Origin of the sequence: Acinetobacter sp. ANC 5414, assembly GCF_013004295.1 — a bacterium.
Taxonomy (GTDB): Bacteria; Pseudomonadota; Gammaproteobacteria; order Pseudomonadales; family Moraxellaceae; genus Acinetobacter.
On sequence record NZ_JABERM010000011.1, the window covers coordinates 62,705 to 85,817 of the forward strand.

The window sequence follows — 23,113 nt, forward strand, 5'->3', positions numbered from 1 at the left end:
TTTTTACAAGGATCCAAAAAAAATTTGTAAGAGAAATCATTGCCAAAACATGAAGGATTAAAATGCAATTAATTTCTTTTCTGGTACTGACTTTCATGACTTAGACTGCTAGGATTTCAGCACATTTTTGCTGCCTGTAGCCCCATGGAACTGCTTGATTTTATCTTACATGTTGATGACCATCTGCTCGAATTTATCACCAATTATGGCGTGTGGATTTATGCCATTCTTTTCTTAATTATTTTTGTGGAAACGGGTCTGGTGGTTATGCCGTTTCTACCGGGCGATAGCTTATTATTTGCTGCAGGGGCATTAGCCGCTTCAACAGGTGCAATGGATCCTTTTATTCTAATGATCCTCTTGTTTACTGCTGCAGTATTGGGCGACACCCTGAATTATCATATTGGTAAATTTATCGGGCCACGTGTTTTCGAAACGGAATCACGTTTTATTAACAAACAGCATTTAAATTACACGCAAAAATTCTTTGAAAAACATGGTGGTAAAACCATTATTTTTGCCCGATTTGTGCCTTTTGCCCGTACTTTCGCTCCTTTTGTTGCCGGTGCAGGCAGCATGAACTACAAATTTTTCCTCAGCTTTAATGCGATTGGTGGATTCTTGTGGATCGGTTCATTTATTACCTTGGGTTATTTATTTGGCAACATGCCGATTGTCAAAGACAATTTCACCCATCTGATTTTTGGTATCATTATTATTAGTGTACTGCCCGGCATTATTGGTTTTATTCGCCAAAAGCTGAAAAAGACACATTAAACTGGCGTGTTGCAACAGGTGTGAAATTTAAAAGAAACGAATCACGACAGGCAACATCCCCAGCAGCAGCAGCATGGCCGATCCTTTATATAAAAGATCGGCTTTTATTTGTTTCGATTGACCTGCCAAAATGGCACGACCAAAAGACATCCAGAACACCGCCGTAGGCAATAGCACCAAACTGAATGCCGCAAACACCAAAACAAAATTGGTCGGATTATTCCAGGTTTCAATCGGTAAAATGCCCGCGGCAAATAATAAGGCTTTAGGATTTTTGAACGTGGAAAAGAACAGTTGTCGAGGCCGGATAGAAGGATGACGTTGATTATGCTTTTCTAAATCTGAGGTTTTCCATAAATGGAAGGCCATCCAAACCATATAGAGGGCACTAAAAAAATGCACAATATGAATAAAGTTCGGCCAGACTGGACTACATACATGAATTAGCAATGCCCATAAATTAATGGCATAAAAATATCCAAGCAGCTTTACTGGAATAAATAAACTGGTTTTGGCAATGCCTTGTTGATGTGCAGAGCTTGCAAGTAATGCGTTAGTTGGACCCGGAATCATCAGAACCGCAATCACTGCCAACACAAAAAGCCAACTCTCAATCATAAATACCTGATATCACCACTAAAGAGTGGCACACCTTATACGAAAGTCACAAAAAGTGACAAGTATTTCAATTAAAAAATCATAACCTGATGCGTTTAAATTTCACCCTAAAAAATATCAACCACTTGATATTCATAAAATTTCACTGAAACATTTTGCTAAGATTTTATCACCCTGCTGTCGAGCACAGACCGACAACAGCGTGATAAATTGATGAATTATTAAGCTTTATTGCGAACAATAATCGGGCAATTCTTGAATTGAGCCGCCTGAACCACAGCTTCCTGCTCACCCAATAGACGGGCTAATTCAGTTTTTTTGGTATTTGAAGATTGTCCCATATTAACTGAAACACTTGGACCAATTCCCCAGCCACCATGACTGCCCCAACCGCCACCCACGCCAACGCCGACACCCACACCACTACGCTTGGGCGGTTGCACACCACTGTCGATATATTGCTGAATACGGTTATATTCACTTTGCAATTGTTGGCAGCTCAAGGCTTGATACTGCGTTGGTGATACATAAGTCGGTTTAACTGTTGTCGCACATGCACCCAATAAAAGAGTACTACCCAGTAACAGACTTAAATACATTGTTTTCATGGGAAACCTCAAATCTTATTTTGCTCAATTTCATTGAACAATGATTGATAGGCTTGCGTCAATTTATGATCAGTAGCCAAATGAATGAGAGGCTGATTTTTAAGATGAGACTCTTTCATTAAAATTGACGGTGGCAACATACTGTCTAAAACAGGTAAGCCTTCATCTTTAAGTTGCTGTACCACTTCACGTGGCAATTTTGCCTGAGCTTGAAACTGATTGACCACAATGCCTTCAATTTCCAGATGATCATTATGATCGTCTTGGGTTTCGATGACATTTTCAATCAATGTTTTTAAGGCACGTTTCGAAAAAACATCACAATCAAAAGGAATCAGTACCCGCTCTGCGGCAATCAGTGCAGATAAAGTAAAAAAGTTAAACGCTGGTGGCGTATCAATATAAACACGGTCATATCGTCCAGCCAACTGTTGCAAGGCATCGCGTAATTTATAAATTTTATGTTTTGATTCCAAGGCATGTGCCAGTGCGCCCAAGGTTGGACTGGCAGGAATCACATGCAAATTTTTAAACGGCGATTGATGGACATAGCTTTCTAAACCTTTGGAACGATTCTTTAAAATCGAACCAATTGCATTGCCTAAAAGCCCTTTACTTTGGGTAGCACCCAGTACTTCTTCAAAGTAGTTTTCAACATTCGGCTCCAGCGCAGGTTTATCCACTGAGTAAGTCGCATCATCTCCCAACAAGTATTGACTTGAATTGGCTTGTGGATCGAGATCAATCAACAACGTTTTAAAACCTTGATGTGCACTGATTGCCGCTAGATTTACGGCAATACTTGACTTACCCACCCCACCTTTTTGATTAAAAACCACACGTGTCCGCATTGCAGCCCTCTATGCCTTATATTTATGTATTGCTTGCAGTTTAACCTACCCGCCTTGCTTCAAAAACAATTATGTCTAACAATTAACCGAAATTTGGCTTGATTATGACTAGACCAATAATCCCAATCAGTGCCACCATAGCAATGGCTAAGCCTGCACGACGTTGTGCCAATAAAATACTGTCATCTTTTTTATACGCTTTGATTAAAGATGAAAATAAAACCAGAAATAGAACCACTTTGGCATAGAACCAGGATTGCACTTCAAAGTTCTTGATCACTAAAGATGTGACACCGGTCAGTACAATCAAGGTCATCGACAAATGTTGGAGTCCCACCAACAGTTTCCGTGCCACGGGATTAGGTTGATTGCCCTGAACCCCGACAAACAGAGTAAAAGCACGAGCAATTACAACACCTATCAGCAATGTCACAATGCTCATATGTATAATTTTAACAGTCAGCTGCATGTCCATTGTTCAACATTCCTTATTCAGATTTGGGTGCATGCGCACATTCAGGACTTGGTGTGGCTTGTCCTTGCCATTCCGAGGGAACAAAAGCATGGATTGCAAGAGCATGAATACGACTTGGCGCAAGCAAATCTCCTGCGGCAGCATAAATTTTTTGATGACGTTGCACTAAACGTAATCCTTCAAATTGGTCACTCACCACAATTACTTTAAAATGTGATTCTTTACCTGGAAAATAACCACCATGACCTGATGATTCATTCACCACTTCTAAATGTGTTGGTGATAAATCTTGAAGGCGTTGAATCAGTTGTTGTTCTAAAGTCAAAATAATACTCCCAAATCACTAAAGCGCTGGGTTTAGTATAACGTGTTCCGATTCAATCTTTATCCTGAACAGCCTAAATCATTTAGTAGTTTTAAGCAGAGATTAGGGTGATCGATATTATTTTTGCTTACAAAACCGCCATAATCTTCAAAAATGGTTTTATTTTATGCAATTGATGCAAGTTTTTTCACAAAGTTATTGACCCTATTTTTGCATACTGTATTATACACGGCATGCGGGAATAGCTCAGTTGGTAGAGCATAACCTTGCCAAGGTTGGGGTCGGGAGTTCGAGTCTCCTTTCCCGCTCAAATTTTTAGTGTAAGTTTTAGAAAAAACTGCTCAATAAGCGGGAATAGCTCAGTTGGTAGAGCATAACCTTGCCAAGGTTGGGGTCGGGAGTTCGAGTCTCCTTTCCCGCTCCAGATTCAGAAAAGCCCTCATCGAAAGATGGGGGTTTTTTTCTTGTTGATTTTTAAATATATTTTATATTTTTCAGTCAACATATCTCAGGCAGTTTTATTATTTCTCATCGCAATATAATTTAGCTTTGTGACCAAGATGTGACCAAAACGTGCCCATTTTTTATAAATGATCTTAAATGACCTTAAATTTTCTTAAACTATTTACAAAATATTCTGTCATTTCCTTCCACTTTCTTAAAGTCTATTTCTAAGCAAAAAATTGTGACCAAGGCCATTTTTTTGTGACCATTTGTGACCAAATTACTATTCAAAACCATGATTATTAATAATTTTTTCAAAAACAAATAAATCTCCGACTTGGATATCTAAATGCTCACAAATACGATCAATGGTATCTAAGTCGATTCGGGTCAACTCTCCATTATAAAGTTTATGCAAAGTCGTTTTATTAATTCCAGTACCACGAATTAAATCAGCAACCCGCATTTTTCTTTCTGCCAATAAAATTGGTAATTTACAAATAACCATTAAAAATTCCACTAATCCGATGAAAATTTAATTGCATTCAATTAAATTTAAGGTTATTTTACGTCTATGGATGAATAATTACTTACATCCAATGAATTCTTACAGGAATACAATTATGACATATACCTACCTTACCGCCCAACAACTGGCTGAAAAAATTCAGTACGACGCTCGTACTATTCGCAACCAACTTAAAGATAGTGTGTTCATTGAGGGTGTTCATTACATTCGCCCATTCGGTGGCCGTAAAATTCTTTTTGTTTGGGAACGTATCGAAACTGAAATGCTTAAGTTTACTGGTTTAAGCATGGAAGCGTTGCAATAGGAGTTTAATGTATGGCGACTATTCGTGAAAGAAGTGGAAAGCTCATTGCTGACTTCCGTTATATGGGAATGCGTTGCAGAGAAACCACAACGCTTGAAGATAACGCATATAACCGACGTATTTTAAAAAAACGTCTTGAACAGCTTGAGGCTGAGATTGTTTTGGGAACTTTTGAGTACGAAAAGTACTTTCCAAAAAGTAAACGTCTTGAGGAGTTTAAAGAGAAAAGAAGTCAGCAAATTGCTGTGCAAACCAATGTTCCATTATTCAAAGATTATGCGCACATTTGGTTCAATCAAAGACAAATAGAATGGAGAGGTTCCTATCAGGAGAAAATTAAAATCGTCATGAAAAAATATTTGATTCCTGCTTTTGGAAATCAAGTAATGACGAAAATTAAAAAATCAGACTTGCTGAATTTTCGTGCCTCCCTCGCCAAAGTGACACACGGAAATGATCAGACAAGTCTGAAAGCATCGCGGATTAATCAAATCATGACGCCTTTACGTATGATACTCAATGATGCGGCTGAACGATACGAGTTTGAGTCGCCTTATAAAAATATTAACAATCTGAAGGAAAGTAAGATTGAAGTTACTCCCTTTTCTCTGGAAGAGGTACATAAAATTCTCACAATGGTACGTGATGATTTTAAACCTTATTACACTATTCGCTTTTTCACAGGTATGCGTACTAGTGAAATCGATGGTCTTCAATGGAAAAATATCGACTTACAGCGTCGTGAAATACATATTAGAGAAGCACTGGTAAATGGTGTTTTGGGTGGAACCAAAACTTATGGCTCTGACCGCACCATCCAAATGAATGATCGGGTCTATCAAGCTTTTCTACAGCAGAAAAGCTTAAATAATGGTAAATCCAGTTTTGTTTTCTACAATCGTGATGGCGGGCCTCTAGATTATCGTTTGGTGAATAAACGTGTCTGGCATCCCCTGCTACGCTATTTAGGGCTAAAGCCTCGTCGTGCTTATCAAACACGCCATACCGCTGCAACATTATGGTTATCTGCAGGCGAGAACCCGGAATGGATCGCACGCCAGCTGGGACATTCAACCACTGAAATGCTGTTCCGGGTCTATAGCCGCTACATTCCGAATGTTACGCGTCGCGATGGTAGTGCTTTTGAAGCCATGCTGGAGAGACTGAATACAGAGGAGCTTGCCCATGAACAGTAAAGCTTTCTTTGGCGGCGTAGTCGTTAGCCCAGAAGCAGATATGGTCGCGCGTGAACTCATTCATGAGTTACACATTCCTAAACTGCACAATCTGGCCTTTTTGCTGGAAATCAATAAATGCTTCGATGATCACCAGGCTTTAAGGCTTTGGCTACAACGACTGCTGGATGATGGGCAAGCCCATTACGATGATTTAGCCCGCCAGGCCCGCATCCGGTTAATGAGCCTAGTTCCCTAATCAAACAAATATATAAGGTCATCTAATTGATGACCTTAGCCCTTTTATACCTATAAAAAGGTGAAAATATGCATAAAGATATTTCAATTTGGATGCCACTCTATATTGGCGACTTACAGGCAAAATTCGCACGAATGACTGCAGAACAAATTGGTGCAGCACTGCTGTTAATGATGGATTTCTGGAAAAATGGTGCTATTCCTCATGATCTAGCGACGGTCTGCAGCATCACGAAATTACCGCAGCAGACCAAGGCTAAAACTTTGTTGAATACGCTGATGTCATTGGAATTGTTTGAAATCGAATCTGAACAGATTCATTCAAATTTTTTAACCAGTTTAAAAAGCCAGGCTTTACAAAATCAGCAGATGAAATCTGATAAAGCTAAAAATGCAGCGCAAGCACGCTGGAATAAATCCGCAAGTAATGCTCAAGCATCTAACAAGCAAGTGCAAAAAAATGCTCAAGCATCCTCTGAGGATACCCCGAGCATTGCTCCGACCAAGCTCAAGCAATGCCCTTCATCTTCATCTTCATCTTCATCTTCATCTTCATCTTCATCTTCATCTTCAAATTTTGAAGAAAAAAATGAGAATTTTTTAGAAAATTCAAAATGGATTTAGGAGAACGACCATGAATACTATGCTTAAAACGCTCCAGATTCACGCTGAAGCAACGAAAACGTTTTGTCCTACCCATCATACACCCCTGATGGAAATTGCCGGTCACAGACTCTGTAAATTGTGTGCAAAAGAAACCGTTCGTCATTCACATGCAGCCTATGAAGATGAATTGCAGCAGCGCTTACTGCAGCAGAAAATCAAGAACTCAGGACTCAATAAACGCTACCTAGACTGTGGCTTCAAGAATTATGTGATTGCATGTCCTGCACAAGACAATGCCATCAAGCTATGTCAGGCCTTTGCACAACAGATTATTTCCGACCATCATCCAAACCTGCTGCTCATCGGCACACCGGGTACAGGAAAAACCCATCTGAGTGCATCAATCATTCGCAACATTATGCATAACAGTACGAAATCTGCACGCTACTATACCAGTGCAGAAATTGCTCAAAAAATGATGGACACCTGGTCAGATACTTCACGCTCTGAAAAAGAATTAATCGACCATTTTTCCAGTTTTGATTTATTGGTGATTGATGAATATGGCCTGCATGACCGGCATGAGAAACGTCTGGAAATGGTACATAAGGTTTTATATAGTCGTTATGACAACATGAAATCCACACTACTGATTTCCAATTTCACATTACAGAATATGCAGCGGGATTTAGAAGTTCGGTTATGGTCGCGGTTACATGAAAACAATTTAATTGTAGTGCCGTGTTATTGGGATGATCAACGAATAACCGGATAAGAGAACCCTTTACTCAAGCCAATTATCTTACTGAGATAGTTGGCTTTTTAGTTACTGAGGTTCCCAGAATAATGACCTTTATTATGTAAAATATAGACAAAATATTTCCAGAAGAAGGGATGAAATCCTTTCATTTTTAAGTTGAAGCTCACAAAGTCCATTAAGAATTGCCTTTATTAATATAATTACTACCTAATGGCTAAACTATTAAAATAAAGCACAAGCGATTCAACGACATAATTTGACGTATATAGTGATTATTTTTTTGAAAACTAACACTTCCAGATGTATCATCAAAATATAATCGTAGATTTAAGTAGAAGATGGTTTATTTAGACTTTGCTGCTTCGACCCCTTTACTCCCTTCTGTTAAAACCGAATTATTTCGTTCTTTTCAGGAAGATTACTCAAATCCTTCTTCAGCTCATCAAATGGGCCGATCTTCTTCTGATAAAATAGAAATTGCCCGTGAAAAAATTGCGGAGTCGATTGGAGCATATAAAAGTGAAATCGTTTTTACGAGTGGAGCATCCGAATCAAATAATTTAGCAATCAAAGGTTATCTACTTGCTAACACAAAAGCAGGTAAGCATATTATAACAAGCACTATCGAACATAAGTGTGTCTTATCTATTTGTAATTTTTTAAAAAAAGAATTTGATTATGAAATTACTTATGTTGCACCACAAGCAAATGGGATTGTAAAAGCACAAGATATTATTTCACATATGCGTGAAGATACAGCACTTGTCAGCATTATGCATGTAAATAATGAACTAGGATCTATTCAACCTATCAAAGAAATTGGCGATGCTTGCTTCAAAAAAAATATCAAATTTCATGTTGATGCCGCGCAATCATATCTAAAAGTAAAAATTGATGTAGATGAATTAAATATTGATTTTCTTTCACTTTCTGCACATAAAATTTATGGTCCTAAAGGTATTGGGGCTTTATATATCAGAGATATACGCGAAACTAAACTCCACCCTATTATTCATGGTGCAGGTCAAGAATTTGGATTACGTGGAGGCACTCTTGCAACCCCCTTAATTCTTGCTTTTGCCACAGCGGCAACTGACGAGATGTTATCTCAACATCAAGGATATTTTGAGGACTTATCAAATTATTTAAAAGGAAAAATTTTAAATTTAGGATGGAAATTAAATACGCCTGTCGAAAATGCAATTCCACATATCATTAACTTCACGGTACCACATTTAGAAAGTCAATTATTTATAGCTAACTCAAAAATTCTTTGCTCAAATGGATCAGCCTGTTCATCACTCAATGTAGAAGTTTCTTATGTCCTGAAAGAAATAGGACTCTCTACAGAAGAAGGACTATCTACAATACGAGTTAGTTTAGGTTTCACGACTTCAAAAGAAGATATTGATAAACTTTTGAGACACTTAATACATTAATTATACCTTTTACTTTGAAATAATTTTTTGGGACAAGAAAAAATGACTCTTGACTTTATAAGCTATTTAAATTCCTTACATAATTTAACGCCAGCTGGAGCAAATGCTTTAGCAGAATCACAAATAAATACGATATATTTTAATGAAATTTACTCAGAATTTCCTATTGTTCAACATATCTATAATCTGCTTACAAAAGATAAAAATAACATCATTATTATTACTGGACATGCTGGTGATGGTAAATCAACCATTGCATTTGATTTAATTAAACGTTTAGATGAAAAATTTCAGCAGCATACTTTTCAAAAACATGAATATTCAGAAAAATATAATTTAAACATCTTAAAAGATATGAGTGAGTTAAGTCTATCCGAACGGATAAAATGGCTCTCTCAAGCATTTAATGAAACAGACAATTGGTTGATTGTAAGCAATACAGGACCTTTACTTACTTCTATTACTGAATATCTAAAATCTATTGACTTAACACAAGATATTGAATCTGAAATTTTTAGTTTATTAGATAAAGAAATCTATATTTCTGATCAATTAGAAAGTTTAGACCATTTAAATTTAAGCCTCAACATTCACAATAAAAAGCTTTTCATTATCAATATAGCTAAATTAGACAATATTGAGGTTGCACTATCAATATTTAAAAAAATTATTCAACATAGCTCATGGCATGAATTAGTTGAAAGCCACCCTCAACATCCCATTATTCAAAACTACCTTTCTATCAAAAATAACATAGAAAATGTCATCCATAGTATACGTTTACTTTATTTATATTTACTCAATTATGAAAAACGTTTAACCCTTAGACAAATGCTTGCTCATTTCTGCGCATCATTGACAGGTGGTTTTCAACTTGAAGACTCCCCTATACATCCTATTATTTTCAGTGACTTATTTTTTGGATATCAAAACCATCTTCCATGGGAGAATGCATTTAAACTTCCTGCGATTCATTTACTTCATACATTAAACTTCGCAGGTTATCGCAGTTTAGAAATCGAAAAACTTATGGCTGATCTTAAAAATTTCGAAGGTATAACCCCATCCTTGCACAGCATAATCAAAAACTATATTCAAAAAGATCAAGATAGTGATATACATCTTTTTAAACCTGCTTTAAGACGTTTAATATTTATCTATAATTTATATCCAACCACATATACCAATGCTCAAGCACAATTCCTAGGATCCCCTAATATTGAAAAATATAGTGAGTGGCGTTTAGATACTCAAAAATTTATGGCCGAGGATGCTCGTCAAATTAAAAAAATGAGTTTGCAAGCTCTTAATTTATTTTTCAGCGGTATAAGTGAAGATAAATATTTAAACATTACATTAAAACGATCAGATAGTTCTATATTTCAAATCGCACAAATTAAAATTTGTAGCTTTATGGAAAAAGAATTTATTGTTAATTACTGTAATAATAAACAACAACCCTATTTAACTCTCAAAAAGGAAAATGAAGTCCGCTTAGAGTTAAGCTTACCTTTACTTGACTATATTCAAAATATTATTAAAGGTGATATCACAGAGTCTCTTACACCTATTTATAAAACTCAATTAGAACGATTTAAATTAAGTCTTATCGAGTATTCAGAAATTGATCATGAAGATGAAATTACGCTAGTACGTACTTTATCTAATGGTGATATTCAAGAGAATATTATTAAAATTGAATTAGACTTAAAACAAAATAAAACTTTAACTTTAGAGGATTAATTCGTTGAGCACTTTAAATACATATAGTTATTTTCCTAAGAAAAACACCCCCAATCAAAATCCCTCTAATACTGACAAAAAACCTAATATTGCCTTAGATATTTTTGGACGCCGATTTTATGCAGATCAAACACCAACAGAATATTTATCAGAATTTTTATTAGTTTTTAACTCAGCAAAAGCAGATGAAAATAAAAATACTTTTGGTGAAAATAGTTTTCAAGTGAATGATCAAACAACTCATTATTGCCCATCTACACGATTAGCATTAAAATTTTTTAGTTTTTTTAGTCAATCAAAATTAGAAACTCGTCATCCTGTACATCAAATTGAGTTTTTAAATGCGATTGAACAATTAAAGAATAGAATGAGCCCTTCTATTTCTGCGACAGAAAAAAATCAACTTGTACAAACTTTGCAAGCTTTACTTTATGGTTTTGTAGGTGTTGCAAAAAATCGAACGTGGTCAACTTACAATTTCCTGCCGATCACACCTATGCTATTAGGTCGTGAAATTACTTGGTCTCATACGACTGAAAACTTTAATGATTGGGAAGAGAGTACTGTAAAATTCTCACTCAGCGATCATAATTTCATGGCTCGTGGTGGTGAGGTTTTATTTTTACAATTAGGTTATCTGTTCTCAAACATCACTAAAAATACAGATTTCATTCAAAAAATGGCATCTACAGACCAGTATAAACATCTTGAATTTAATTTAGAGAGCCTACAACAACAACTTGAAAATGAGCTCAATAAATTATTCAGAAGTGAGACACAATCAATTGAAAAAATTTGTGATTTTATTGAAGATGCTCTAGAAGATTTCGACCTTCCAAAAGCAAAATTATCGCATGCAAAATTAGCAACCATACCCAAGAGCTATGTGTTTGAAGCATTTTTATTTGCAAACGAATTATTGTCATTATTGAAATCTAATATTAGTAAACTAGAAAAAATTGAATTATTACAACTACTTTGTGTGATGCAAGTTCTACGTTCTATTATGGCACGCTCAAGACAACTTGATACAACAGCCCATGAAACAAAAAACTTTCATGGTCATTATGCTTGGGTCGCTTGCTCACCGACAGCAATAACATCCGATCCTATTCGCAAATATGCAGAAAATTCTTATCAAAAAAGTGAAGAAATTATTTATCGAATTTTGCGTGCAGAAGGCAAAAAACATGGTGTCCAAGAAAGTGAATATACCAATATTGACAAACATAGTTTTGATGTCTTTAAAAAAATGGCTAAAACCATTGGTCTGGTGATTCCTATTACAGGTGGACATCAACGTTTTGTCTTGAATGCGAATATGATTCGCCTCTTTGTTTACACTTTAATTCCTGCTGGAAAACGCATTCAGATGACTGAGTTTTTAGCTAGAATTCAAACTCATTTTGCAATCTCATTTTTTGGTGAGCAATTACAAGAAGCTTTGCAATGGCAATATGAACAGTTAAGTGATCCTACAACTGATATTAAATTGAACTGGTTTGAGGAAAGCTTAAAACAATCAGGTTTACTGATCGAGTTATCAGACTCTGTTTCTATTGTAAAAAACCCTTAAATTTGAGAATAAAGATGAAAACTGACTTTTTTTTAGAGAGTTATAAAAACTTTTTAGTTAATACTATTCAAGAAAATTTTCTTAAAACCAATGAATTGAGGATTGTTACACAGAGCTTGATGCCTCATCAGGTTTTTACGATTTTTTCACATTTAAGTCAGGTATTTCCTTTACATGATCAGTTTAAGAGCTATTTTAAAGTTGCCCATGGACTCATTCATTATTGGGAAAATCAAAGCTTAAATCCTTTAGATCAACAAGCTTTTTCTGATTTACAAGAAAAGGGCTGGTTAGATCATGAAGATAAACTGACTTGGTATCGTAATCGTACGTTGAATGATGAACATGTTGATCAACTACTTATACTTTTAGTTGGTCTAGATCATACAACTGATAAAGGTGGGCTTTCTGATTTCTTTATCTGCGATGATGAAAAAATTTGGTTGTCTTTAGATAAACAATATCAAACTTGGTTAACTGCCGCCTTTGAAGACTTAGATGTTTATATTTCTGATACACAACTTCAGCAGTTTAATTCAACTATTCAACACATCAATCAATTGATCCCTTTAACTTTAAATCAACGTAGTCAATTATTGATACAATGCTTCTCAAGCATAGGGGATAATTCCGAATTCAAAGATATTTTTTCACATTTTTTCAAAGTACTTCCAAACATTGGGATTCCCTATTTAAATATCGAAAATGATCTCAAAACCTTTCAAAACAAAAAAGGCTTACAATACCTAAAAAATGCCTATGAATTTATTAGTCATGCTCGCTATAAAGCGAAAGCACGTAAAAAGAAAGATTATCAAAAAATCTATACGCATTTAAATCAAGATCCTTTTGAAGTTAAAGATATTGATGGTATCCATCATACTGAAATACATACTTATTTGAAAAATGTAGAATTATTTATTTTTAATGCTCATCCAGAAGCAAAGCACTACTTAAAACAAATTGATCTCCTACCTCTAGTAAAAGCATTGGGGCTAAAGGAGGAAAAAACGTCAGAACCTAAACAAAGTATTCCGCTTTACCGTGGTCATAGTCTTGAAGCTATTCAAACAGGCTTACATTTTGCATTACAGCAATACCAAAAAAACTATGATTTTTCAGAAGTTACGCGGGTCAATATTGCGGTTAAAAACTTCCAACATGATTTATCAGATCATAATAATTCAGCACAGAATCTTTCTCATAAAGCACTTGCACGTGTACTATTACACGGTGCATTAGGTGGTATTGAAGAGCAAATCAATCATCTTGATTTAGGCTTTAATGAAGTCGAACTACATTTTTCACCTTTATTAACACCCGATGCACAAGACACAGTTGAATATTCTTTTAAAACAACCAATCCAGTTGTTTTATTTAAAATCACTATCTCGGGTGAAAAAGAAGAAGAATATGCCTTTAAATGGGCTTTTTCTGAGTATCAAGTCGAACGTATTCATGTCAGTTTAGCCAATATTTTACATCGTCATCTTCTCGCTTACTCTGACTACACTTTGCCTGTTTTTACTTTACCTGAACAAATTTTCAAAGCTATTTACTATGCAACTGATGAGCAAGAAGCATGTCGTTTATTAAGTTTAGGCTTAAATAACATGACTATATATGATGTATTCCATGACTTTTCTCTAGAAAACCATTCTGATATACAGCATCTTTGCATTGAATTAAAAGCAACATATATCCAATTTATTCAGAACTATTTAGATCATGGTCGTTATTTCGCACAGACCAAAGCGCATTTACTGATTACAGCCTATACGCAACTTTGTGAACGACTTAAATCTTTAGCAACTTTTGAAGCAAAAGAAATGATTGAGCGTGTCTATTATGCATTCTGCTTTGTAGAGCAATCTGAACGCCTTGACCTTCATAATATCAATCAAATTTTACTGTCAGCATTTCATCCAAGTGTGTTTGAACTTATTCAAGCGCAAACAAGATTTATTAATGAAGCTATTGAACTTACTCATCAAGAATCTGAAGATCTACCGAATGCCTTGACCTATGATCGCATTTGTAATCTTGCTGAAATTCAAGCACCATTATTGGCTTTAAAACAAAAGCAAGGCATCAGCACCCAAATTAAATCTTTCTCATGGCTTCATTTTATTGGTAGTGAACCTACAGGTGAATTGGACTTATCTATTCAGGCATTATTACAAGATGATGATATTGACGAAGATGATGATGTTAAAGAAATAGTTAAGAAAGTACCTGAACAAGACATTATTTATAATGTCTTGACTGATTACGCCTTAGCGAATCATCATGTTTGTAATGGCTTGAGAATTTTAGCCATCAATGTTTCTAAGTTATCAACGCTACTCTCTGGCTTACAACAGTATTTAAGCCAAGAGATTTTGAAAAATATAACATCCTCACCTTACTATACTGTACATTTAACCATTTATACCGTTGGTTTATCTCACTTAAATGCAGTGAACACCTTGCAAATCTGGCATAGTCATTTGCTTGATCAGTTTAGCAAACTAGATAAAAAATTAGATTTACGAATTAATCATTTTGTATCAAAACGTACAAATATTCAACAAAGATTATTGGTTGACGCAAGCAAACAATTATATCCTTGGACAAGCTATGATCTCGCATTTAACTTTGATTTTCTGCAAGCTCAAGCAATTGGTAAAACTGAAGCAGCGCCAATCTATGAGTTTGACGCATCAGCAAATCGTTTAAATATTTATCCAATTATTTACTATCCGAAACCAACTTATCTACAAACGGCTGATCGTCGTCAATTACTCTTAAGTAATCGACGTATTCAAGTTCAATCTAAACACAGTGATTTAACTGCACGCCTAGAAGTCACCGATCGTAAAGATTCAGAACAATTTTTTGTTATTTCTGAAACTCAGTATGATGAAAATTCAAAACAGCTTATTGAACAATTACACCAAATGGCACAATGGGTGGTAAATATTGATCAGTATTTTGATCATCACTTACTGAAGTTACATCAAACCGAATATACTCATAAAGTTATCAGCTTTAGTTCAGGCTATGGTGCATATGGTGAACTTAATGTTACTGTTTCTGCAGACCAAAAAGCGCATGACCTATTAAAAACACAAATTCGTAGTCATCTCTCTGCAAACATGCCTTTTTTACGTGAAAGCAACTTAAAACCTCTCGTTGAAAAAATTACAGCATTAAATGAAGGCTTATCTGGTGTAGCTTCAATCAAAGCCATTTTAGGTGAATCAGAAATTATTCGTAATCTATACGGCTATGCTTTAACAATGCAAACAACACCGTGTATAGATTCATCTATACTTGAGCAATGGATTCCTTTAGATGCCTTCCCTCATTGGTTTAAAGATCAAGAGTATCGCCCAGATTTACTCAAAGTTTCATTACAAATGGATGAAAATAATCAACCCATCATTCATGCAAAAATTATTGAAGCAAAAGTAGGCGCTGGAATAGAAACTTTATTAACTAAAGCTGAAGCGCAAATAGAAGCAGGACTATTACATTTAAAGTACCTTTTCACGCCTATTCATGAAACACAAAAAAATCGTTATGATTGTCGCTATTGGTGGGGTCAACTCTATCGTGCAATTGTATTACGTTCTCAGCTTGACCGTGCGCAAGTCTGTTTAAATGATCTTAATATTGCACTTGAAAAGCTGTCTGAAGGTGATTACCAAATTCATTGGTCTTCTGAAATTGTAATTTGCGATACAGAGACCAAACTAAACCTATCTAAATCTAAAGAGCTTTTCTTTACCCATGATTCACTGCATGGAAATGAAAAAAAATATCTTGTTCGTCAATATTCTGCCTTAAGCTTTGAGCAGGCTTTACTTGATGGTATAGATTTAGAATTCACTTATATAGATGACACTCAACAACCAACAGTAACTGAAAATACAGATCTTTTAGAACAAGAAGATATTTCAGATTTCAGTCAAGATAATACACAAGATCGAACATCAAGCTCTCATTTAGACTTAACTGATTTTCAAACAATAGATCATTCTGATACTTCGACAAAAATTTCATTAATGGTCAACATTGCTACAAATGAAGCGACTGAAGAATGCTCTCCCCTTCCACTTGTCAAACAAGATATTAGTTTTGGTACAACGGGGAAAATGTTGACTACTGTGAATTGGCCATTTCATCATAAACAATTAAATAACCGTCATATGCTGATTTTTGGCTCTTCAGGTTCAGGCAAAACCTATGCCATTCAATGTATTTTATCTGAGCTTGCTCGGGCGGGTTTATCATCCTTTATTGTAGATTACACAGATGGATTCTTGACGCATCACACAGAAAAAGTCTATCAAAAAGTATGTACACCTAAAGACTATTATGTGGTTGTCAATCCATTACCGATCAATCCATTTAAAACCTATAGCAATGAAATCGCTCCAGGAGTAGAGGTACAAGAAAAGGCTTTTAATGTTGCGACACGGGTAAAAAATATTCTCTGCTCTGTCTACAAAGATTTCGGAAGTCAGCAACAAGCCATTATTGATAAAGTATTAGAACAAGGTTTAGAAAAAAATCCTCAATATCACTTAACGGATTTCTTAGAAGATTTAGAAGCTGATAGTGCTCGTGGTGAAAGTGTCGCGAATAAAATCAGAACACTTGTCAAAGTGAATTGTTTTGATACAGAAGCATCCGAAAATTTATATGAAGATAAACTCCGCAATGAGTTCCCTGTGCAAGTCATTCAGCTCACCAACATACCTCGTGACTTACAAAGAATTATTACTGAATTTATTCTCTGGGATATTTGGGCTTATGTACAAAAACATGGTAGCAAAGATAAGCCTATGACTATTGTGCTGGATGAAATGCAAAACTTAGATCATGCACCAGATTCACCTATTGATAAAATGCTCCGTGAAGGGCGTAAATTTGGTATTAGCTTAATTTTAGCCACGCAAACAATCAGTAACTTTGATAAAGAGCAGAAAGATCGTCTCTTCCAAGCATCGACTAAATTATTCTTTAAACCTGCAACTACGGAAGTCGATAGTTTTGCCAAACTTCTTAGTCAAGTCAGCTCTGATTATAATGCAAATGATTGGCGTGACAGATTAAATAAGCTAAATAAAGGACAATGCTATTATTTAGGTTATGTCGAAGATCAACATGGTCACTTAACAGAAAAAATTATTCTTACTAACATCACCGCACTTGAGCAACGAGGTTTTAACATATGAACCTCACTTACAACTTTCCACAAACATTTAAATTAGAGCCTCTACTACTTGCTGAATTACTCATTAAAACTAATGAATGTCATATTTTACATGGCACGATACATGAAATTTCAGAGTTAACAGGTATTCCTACAGGCGCTAGTTCAGGAAAAGTTGAACCCACTATCGCCTATGGTTTTAGCAGTGGTTTACTTTCAGCTGAAAAAACACAAAGTATTTGGGCTTTAGAACTTACACCTTTAGCTAAAACTATTTTGCAAGAAGATAGCATGTTAAATGAAGATGTAAGTTTATTCATGATGCATTTAATGATGAATCGTGTTGACCCACAACAACCGCGAGAAGGTCTAAATTCAGCTTGGTTTGATGTCTGTATTTCTAGTAAATATCAAATTTCCGATACATTTTATTTAGATCAACTTGAACAATATATAAAAGATAAGCGTGGTGACCAAAAATATCTGAATAAGCTTCTACGCCTCATTCTTACAAGCTATGATCAAAACAATGTAGATGCTCCTTTTTATAAAATCCCCGTATTTCAGGTTGAGCAAGCTCAAACACAACTTGTGATTAAACGCTTAACAGCACCTTTAGAATATAAATTTTTCCCTGCTTACAGTTCATTTTTATTTCTTGAATGGGACCGACTATTTTCATCACAGACACAAATTAGTTTTGATGATTTTTTGACACAAACCCGTTGGAATTTATTAATGAATTGGTCCAATAAACACTTTAACCGTTTATTAGATTGGATGGCAGAAAAAGGGTTTATACAAATCGATCGCCTAACAGGAAATGCTCTCATCCTTAAATTGGTTTCTACTGATCGTGTTTTAACAGAATTTTTTAGTGAGCTTGTGTAATCATGAAATTACAAGAATTAGTACAGTTTAATCAACAAAGTTTTTTCGAGGGTGCAGTACAACTTGGTTGGTTTCAAAATCGTATAGATCAAGCCAATATTGCAGCAGAATCATTTATTTTTCATGGCCCCCATTACCATGGTGCAGTCAATGAACAAGACCAACATTTACTTAAAGATACAGCTTCACTAGTTGTTGAACTCCTTGAAAGTCTTTCACTTGCAAAACAAGGGCGAGAAGATAATCCCTATTGGTTAGCAACTGCAGGTTATGGTGCGGGTAAATCACATTTAGCTGTTACATTAGCGACATTATTATCTAAACCTAATACACCTTTAGCACAAACAATCTTAACGCATATAGAGCGTGTAGATGCTACTCTCGGACAACGTGCAAAGTCCTGTTTTGAAACCTTTACAAAACCGAGCCTAATTATTGCCTTAGATGGCATGGGTAATTTCCATTTAGGCAATCAGCTTAACAAAGTGGTACTTAAGCAACTTGATATGCATGCGGTTGATGCTCAAGCTGTACGAGATTTATCACCACGTTTTAATAAAGCACAACGTTTTGTTGAACGAAGTTATCAAATTTATGCTGTAGAATTTCAAAAAAAATTAGCACAATTTGATCAAGCACAAATTTTTCAATTACTCACTGAAAATAATGAAGATGTTTACGCTGCTGTTGATCAAATTTTCTTGGATGTTACGGGCAGTGCAATCCCTGTAGATGGTCAAGAGTCTGCACAAGACCTACTACAAACCTTATGTGATACCTATTGCGGTACAGATAAACCCTTTGAAAATATTATTTTACTCTTTGATGAATTTGGTCGTTATCTTGAATATGCTGCGGATCGCCCTGACCTTGCTGGTGATTCATCGCTACAGCAAATTTTCCAAGGTATTCAAGATAATGCTAATAAGATAAGATTTATTGGTTTTATTCAGTACGATTTAAAAACGTATCTAAAACGCTTTAATGCTAAAGATTCTAGACAATTACAACGCTATATCACACGCTTTGATACTGCCAATAAAGTACATCTTTCTTCAAATTTAGAAACTATTTTTGCCAATCTTATCCAAAAAGATACGCAAGAATTAACTCGCTTATTTCAACAATATCCAAGTGAAGATAACTTCCATCAATCTTGGTTACGTCTTGCACAGTATTTACCTAAAACTAAACTATACCCTGTCTGGCACGATGAAAATTTATTTAATCAAGTTATTGCAAAAGGTTGTTGGCCATTACATCCATTTGCAACATGGTTACTCACACGCCAAGAGCATACTGTACAATCACGATCAGCACTGACGTTTATCCGAGATTTACTACAAAAATCTGCACAATTAGATGTCTTCAGCCAACCTCAACTTTTCCAAGTTTCGGCTGCTGACCTTGTACATGATTATTTACTCGATGAAATGCTTGCAGCTGAACGTGATACAGGTGCAAATGTCATTGAAACATTGCAAACGCTCTTACAAAAATTTCATAGTGGTTTTCAAACCAATAACCCAAAAACCTTAACTGCTATTGCGATTTTAGAAACCCTAAAATTACGTCAACTCAATCAATCTCAAGCCAATGAAATTCTACAAGAATTGACTAATTTTGATGCAATTCAACTTCAAGAGCAAATCATGAGCTTGTCTGAGTTGGGTGCAACCGAGTGGAATTCAGACTTAGGGCGATATGAGCTCTTAACAGATGGAGCAAGTCGAGCGAGTTTCACTGCATGGATGAAAAAAACAGCTGCTCAATTCACACAACAGGATATTGGTGAGCTATTTATTAGCAAATCTTATGATATTGGCTTAGGTCAAATTGAATGTGACTTTGCACAAAAACGTAATATTTCAACTCCTGATTGGGTATTCCAACCCAAAAGCTATGTTGCCGAACAAATTTCATGTGAGAATTTAGAAATTCTGATTCAAGATTGGCAAAATAATATGACCTATAAAGATGCAAAAGGTCGTGTTATCTATATCTATCTCAATAGTCAGCAAGATTTAGAGCTATATCAAACCAAAATTCAACAAATGCTAGAAACAGTTTTAGCAAAATATAAATTAAACAAATTACCTTTCTTATTTTGCTATCTCAATGATCAAAATGATGAACTCAGTACTGCTTTAGCACGCCTGAAATCTTTTGAAATAATGTCTCCTGCTGATCAACAGCAATTTATGCGCTTTATACAAGAAGAAAAAGATGATGTGCTCACTGTATTAAAAAATACTTCATCAAAACTAATGAAACAAAAGGAATTTTTCTCACCTTACTATCCAGATTTACCTCTAGGCTTACTCAAAAATGTTGCAACAGCATTGTTTGAACATAACTATAAAAATACCATTCCTTTTGTTTTTGATGGCTTCCGTTTAAATACTGCAACAGCACCTTCGGATATTGCAGCACTCTTTAGTATTATGGTGAATCGCCAATTCTCTATTGCATGGTTACAAGGGCAAAAGACACCTTTACAGAACCGTTTTGACACCTTGTTTAAAAAAAATTGGCAAGCCGTAGATACCATGACGGGGAAATTTGCGCTCCCCCAACAACAAAATGTTAAAAGTTTATATAACTTTATAGAAACAACATTTGCGATTAAACCTGACTTAGATTTAAAAACGCTGTATCAAAAACTCGTGATGCCAAGTTATGGTTTAAATGACTGTTCATTTGCGCTCATTCTAGGTATCTACCTTGCGCAAGAAACACCACAATATAGAATCCTTCATCAAGGTAAGCCAAAGAATCTTGCTGAATGGCTGAACTTAGTTCTGAATAAAAAAACAGGGACTTTACTCAATTTAGATATTTTGGCACATACTCAATTACAAAAAATGGAAATGAGTACACGTGATGAATGGATTCTACTATTCAAGCAGTGGAGCCAAGAGTCAAATCCTAAGAAAATGATTGATATCTTTCAATCTATTGAAAATAAAAAGAAAGTAGACCCGATTCCGTTAGATTTAGAAATTCAATATAATTTGTTATTCGATAAATTCAAAACAACCTATGAAGAGCATAAGAAACAACAGGATAGATTTGATGCTACTTTTACCCAAATGCTAAGAGGTCTTGAAAGCTCAGATATCCGAGACTATAGCAAATTATTACAAGCAACTTCAGCTTTAATTAAATTTGCCAAAGACCTTGATCTCAAAAAAAGTCATATTGAATTACCAACAAAATCGACCTCTTTAGTTGAATACATTTCACAAGGCAAAAACACATTATCAGTCAAATTTAATCGTTTTTTTGATAATCTTGTTCTAACCTCACATCATGAAATTATTAACTTCCGTGAAAAATCGGAACAATATCAACGTGCTTTTATCACCTTACAAATGCAACAAGAGGCAAATAAAGTACAAGATAAAACAGCTCAACTGATTCAAAGAATTGAAGAAAAAGAACGTTTTAAGTATCTCTTGCAAGATATTGAGAGCTATATTCATACTTCACCAAATAAAACAATGAAAAAGAAAGAGCTTGAAACATTAATTAAAGAAGGTGATCGTCTTTTAATTGATATTGACAATAAACCCTCTATTTTTGATTCAGTACAAACCCTTGTTGAAAAACAAAATGGAATTCGGACTGTACAAAATGATTTTAGACAAAGAATTACTGATGTCAGTCAACAATTTGCAAATTTGTATGGTGGTTTTAATGAATTAAATGACCTCAAAATTCGCTTATTGGATGCTGAAGAATTATTAAAATTCTTTGTATCGACAGAGGAATATGAGGAAATTTTAAAAATCCAGAAACAGCTTCAATTCGCTTTTGATCGTACCCAATCTTGGATTACACAAGGTTTACCGAGTCAAAAAATGTTCGCTTTTTTAAATCAAACGATAGTTAAAGATCAGGAAGCTATGATGGCTTATTTGAGTGAACAACAGATTGATGCAGAGTGGGATTTTATTGAGGAAATTTTTAAACCTATTCGTGATGGCTATGTTAAAAAGGCACGATCAACAGCTGAACATTGGTTAACACAAACACAAAATGAACTTTCTTTCACACAGCAGGATATTTCTATTCTGCGGAAACTCGTTGATAAAGTTGAAGTAGCACCAGAAATTTTTGATGAAGATCAAATAATTCTTTTGCACTCTTTAAAGGATGAAATTCGTCATCAATTTAATCAATGTCATATGCAGATGTTCCAACGTTGGTTTGTGAATCTTGAAAGTGAATTTATGTCAACATCTCAAAATCAAACAGGGTTAATGCAATTACGTACTAAACTCAAAAATGTTCCCCACATAATTTTGCCATTATTAGATGAACAAGAACAAAAGATCATCACATTGCAAAAACAAATAGCTTCTGCTTTAGATCTTATTTCATTAGAGGATTTAGCTGAACGGATTAATACCCTAAGTCCAGACTTAAAACAAAAACTACTAAAAATGTTAAATTAAATAAAGCCCGTACTCAGCTAGATACTGAGTACGGGCTTTATATTATTTCTATCTAAATCAATATGATACTG

General features: G+C 35.1%; 18 protein-coding genes and 2 tRNA genes. 14 read left to right on the forward strand and 6 right to left on the reverse strand.

The features are described 5' to 3' along the window. Positions 1–144 precede the first annotated feature (144 nt). On the forward strand, positions 145–777 hold the full coding sequence (locus tag HLH18_RS07870; RefSeq protein WP_171529521.1) for a DedA family protein: 633 nt from the start codon (positions 145–147) through the stop codon (positions 775–777). Positions 778–804: 27 nt separating this feature from the next. Here HLH18_RS07870 and HLH18_RS07875 read toward each other — a convergent pair whose 3' ends face one another. The 5 genes from HLH18_RS07875 to HLH18_RS07895 all read right to left on the reverse strand — a co-directional run bounded on the left by HLH18_RS07875 (position 805) and on the right by HLH18_RS07895 (position 3,654). After that, positions 805–1,395, reverse strand: a complete 591-nt coding sequence (locus tag HLH18_RS07875) for a LysE family translocator (protein ID WP_171546398.1) — start codon at positions 1,393–1,395, stop codon at positions 805–807. Positions 1,396–1,616: 221 nt separating this feature from the next. Beyond that, positions 1,617–2,003 (reverse strand): hypothetical protein, encoded by a 387-nt coding sequence (locus HLH18_RS07880; protein ID WP_171546399.1) that lies wholly within the window; start codon positions 2,001–2,003, stop codon positions 1,617–1,619. Positions 2,004–2,011: 8 nt separating this feature from the next. Next, complete coding sequence (locus HLH18_RS07885; RefSeq protein ID WP_171546400.1) at positions 2,012–2,854, reverse strand: ParA family protein; 843 nt, start codon at positions 2,852–2,854, stop codon at positions 2,012–2,014. 82 nt (positions 2,855–2,936) lie between these two features. Further along, on the reverse strand, positions 2,937–3,329 hold the full coding sequence (locus tag HLH18_RS07890; protein WP_171546401.1) for a SirB2 family protein: 393 nt from the start codon (positions 3,327–3,329) through the stop codon (positions 2,937–2,939). A gap of 13 nt (positions 3,330–3,342) precedes the next feature. Continuing rightward, a complete protein-coding gene (locus tag HLH18_RS07895) occupies positions 3,343–3,654 on the reverse strand; it encodes a BolA family protein (RefSeq protein ID WP_131290385.1) in 312 nt (103 codons plus the stop codon). A gap of 235 nt (positions 3,655–3,889) precedes the next feature. Here HLH18_RS07895 and HLH18_RS07900 point away from each other — a divergent pair. Together HLH18_RS07900 and HLH18_RS07905 are read left to right on the forward strand one after the other, a co-directional pair. After that, positions 3,890–3,962, forward strand: a tRNA-Gly gene (locus tag HLH18_RS07900). 40 nt (positions 3,963–4,002) lie between these two features. Further along, positions 4,003–4,078, forward strand: a tRNA-Gly gene (locus HLH18_RS07905). 303 nt (positions 4,079–4,381) lie between these two features. On the opposite strand, the gene HLH18_RS07910 is transcribed toward HLH18_RS07905, so the two are convergent. After that, positions 4,382–4,606 (reverse strand): helix-turn-helix domain-containing protein, encoded by a 225-nt coding sequence (locus HLH18_RS07910; protein WP_171546402.1) that lies wholly within the window; start codon positions 4,604–4,606, stop codon positions 4,382–4,384. A 115-nt stretch (positions 4,607–4,721) separates the two neighbouring features. Here HLH18_RS07910 and HLH18_RS07915 point away from each other — a divergent pair, with 115 nt between their 5' ends. From HLH18_RS07915 to HLH18_RS07965, 11 genes are all read left to right on the forward strand, one after another. Further along, a complete protein-coding gene (locus HLH18_RS07915; protein WP_004732663.1) occupies positions 4,722–4,931 on the forward strand; it encodes a hypothetical protein in 210 nt (69 codons plus the stop codon). Positions 4,932–4,942: 11 nt separating this feature from the next. Beyond that, on the forward strand, positions 4,943–6,127 hold the full coding sequence (locus tag HLH18_RS07920; RefSeq protein ID WP_053579046.1) for an Arm DNA-binding domain-containing protein: 1,185 nt from the start codon (positions 4,943–4,945) through the stop codon (positions 6,125–6,127). Then, complete coding sequence (locus HLH18_RS07925; RefSeq protein ID WP_004668074.1) at positions 6,117–6,365, forward strand: hypothetical protein; 249 nt, start codon at positions 6,117–6,119, stop codon at positions 6,363–6,365. The genes HLH18_RS07920 and HLH18_RS07925 overlap by 11 nt, the downstream gene beginning before the upstream one ends. A 68-nt stretch (positions 6,366–6,433) precedes the next feature. Further along, positions 6,434–6,988 (forward strand): DUF1376 domain-containing protein, encoded by a 555-nt coding sequence (locus tag HLH18_RS07930; RefSeq protein WP_171546403.1) that lies wholly within the window; start codon positions 6,434–6,436, stop codon positions 6,986–6,988. Positions 6,989–6,998: 10 nt separating this feature from the next. Continuing rightward, positions 6,999–7,745, forward strand: a complete 747-nt coding sequence (locus tag HLH18_RS07935) for an ATP-binding protein (RefSeq protein WP_171546404.1) — start codon at positions 6,999–7,001, stop codon at positions 7,743–7,745. 323 nt (positions 7,746–8,068) lie between these two features. Continuing rightward, positions 8,069–9,169 carry a cysteine desulfurase family protein gene (locus HLH18_RS07940; protein WP_004668067.1) on the forward strand — a complete coding sequence of 367 codons (1,101 nt, stop codon included), beginning with the start codon at positions 8,069–8,071 and terminating at the stop codon, positions 9,167–9,169. A 42-nt stretch (positions 9,170–9,211) separates the two neighbouring features. Next, the gene (locus tag HLH18_RS07945; RefSeq protein WP_005200761.1) at positions 9,212–10,912 is read left to right on the forward strand and encodes a hypothetical protein; all 1,701 of its coding nucleotides are present in this window, start codon (positions 9,212–9,214) and stop codon (positions 10,910–10,912) included. Between the two features lie 4 nt (positions 10,913–10,916). Beyond that, positions 10,917–12,488: a hypothetical protein gene (locus tag HLH18_RS07950; RefSeq protein WP_171546405.1), complete on the forward strand. Its 1,572-nt coding sequence runs from the start codon at positions 10,917–10,919 to the stop codon at positions 12,486–12,488. 14 nt (positions 12,489–12,502) lie between these two features. Beyond that, positions 12,503–17,713 (forward strand): ATP-binding protein, encoded by a 5,211-nt coding sequence (locus HLH18_RS07955; RefSeq protein WP_171546406.1) that lies wholly within the window; start codon positions 12,503–12,505, stop codon positions 17,711–17,713. Beyond that, complete coding sequence (locus HLH18_RS07960; RefSeq protein ID WP_004668059.1) at positions 17,710–18,582, forward strand: hypothetical protein; 873 nt, start codon at positions 17,710–17,712, stop codon at positions 18,580–18,582. Before HLH18_RS07955 ends, HLH18_RS07960 begins: the two co-directional genes overlap by 4 nt. 2 nt (positions 18,583–18,584) lie before the next feature. Further along, the gene (locus HLH18_RS07965) at positions 18,585–23,042 is read left to right on the forward strand and encodes a hypothetical protein (protein ID WP_171546407.1); all 4,458 of its coding nucleotides are present in this window, start codon (positions 18,585–18,587) and stop codon (positions 23,040–23,042) included. The last annotated feature ends 71 nt before the right edge of the window (positions 23,043–23,113 follow it).

Coding starts and splice junctions, on each gene's coding strand:
- HLH18_RS07870 (WP_171529521.1), top strand. CDS start 145: ATGGAACTGCTTGATTTTATCTTACATGTTGATGACCATCTGCTCGAA.
- HLH18_RS07875 (WP_171546398.1), bottom strand. CDS start 1,395: ATGATTGAGAGTTGGCTTTTTGTGTTGGCAGTGATTGCGGTTCTGATG.
- HLH18_RS07880 (WP_171546399.1), bottom strand. CDS start 2,003: ATGAAAACAATGTATTTAAGTCTGTTACTGGGTAGTACTCTTTTATTG.
- HLH18_RS07885 (WP_171546400.1), bottom strand. CDS start 2,854: ATGCGGACACGTGTGGTTTTTAATCAAAAAGGTGGGGTGGGTAAGTCA.
- HLH18_RS07890 (WP_171546401.1), bottom strand. CDS start 3,329: ATGGACATGCAGCTGACTGTTAAAATTATACATATGAGCATTGTGACA.
- HLH18_RS07910 (WP_171546402.1), bottom strand. CDS start 4,606: ATGGTTATTTGTAAATTACCAATTTTATTGGCAGAAAGAAAAATGCGG.
- HLH18_RS07915 (WP_004732663.1), top strand. CDS start 4,722: ATGACATATACCTACCTTACCGCCCAACAACTGGCTGAAAAAATTCAG.
- HLH18_RS07920 (WP_053579046.1), top strand. CDS start 4,943: ATGGCGACTATTCGTGAAAGAAGTGGAAAGCTCATTGCTGACTTCCGT.
- HLH18_RS07925 (WP_004668074.1), top strand. CDS start 6,117: ATGAACAGTAAAGCTTTCTTTGGCGGCGTAGTCGTTAGCCCAGAAGCA.
- HLH18_RS07930 (WP_171546403.1), top strand. CDS start 6,434: ATGCATAAAGATATTTCAATTTGGATGCCACTCTATATTGGCGACTTA.
- HLH18_RS07935 (WP_171546404.1), top strand. CDS start 6,999: ATGAATACTATGCTTAAAACGCTCCAGATTCACGCTGAAGCAACGAAA.
- HLH18_RS07940 (WP_004668067.1), top strand. CDS start 8,069: ATGGTTTATTTAGACTTTGCTGCTTCGACCCCTTTACTCCCTTCTGTT.
- HLH18_RS07945 (WP_005200761.1), top strand. CDS start 9,212: ATGACTCTTGACTTTATAAGCTATTTAAATTCCTTACATAATTTAACG.
- HLH18_RS07955 (WP_171546406.1), top strand. CDS start 12,503: ATGAAAACTGACTTTTTTTTAGAGAGTTATAAAAACTTTTTAGTTAAT.
- HLH18_RS07960 (WP_004668059.1), top strand. CDS start 17,710: ATGAACCTCACTTACAACTTTCCACAAACATTTAAATTAGAGCCTCTA.
- HLH18_RS07965 (WP_171546407.1), top strand. CDS start 18,585: ATGAAATTACAAGAATTAGTACAGTTTAATCAACAAAGTTTTTTCGAG.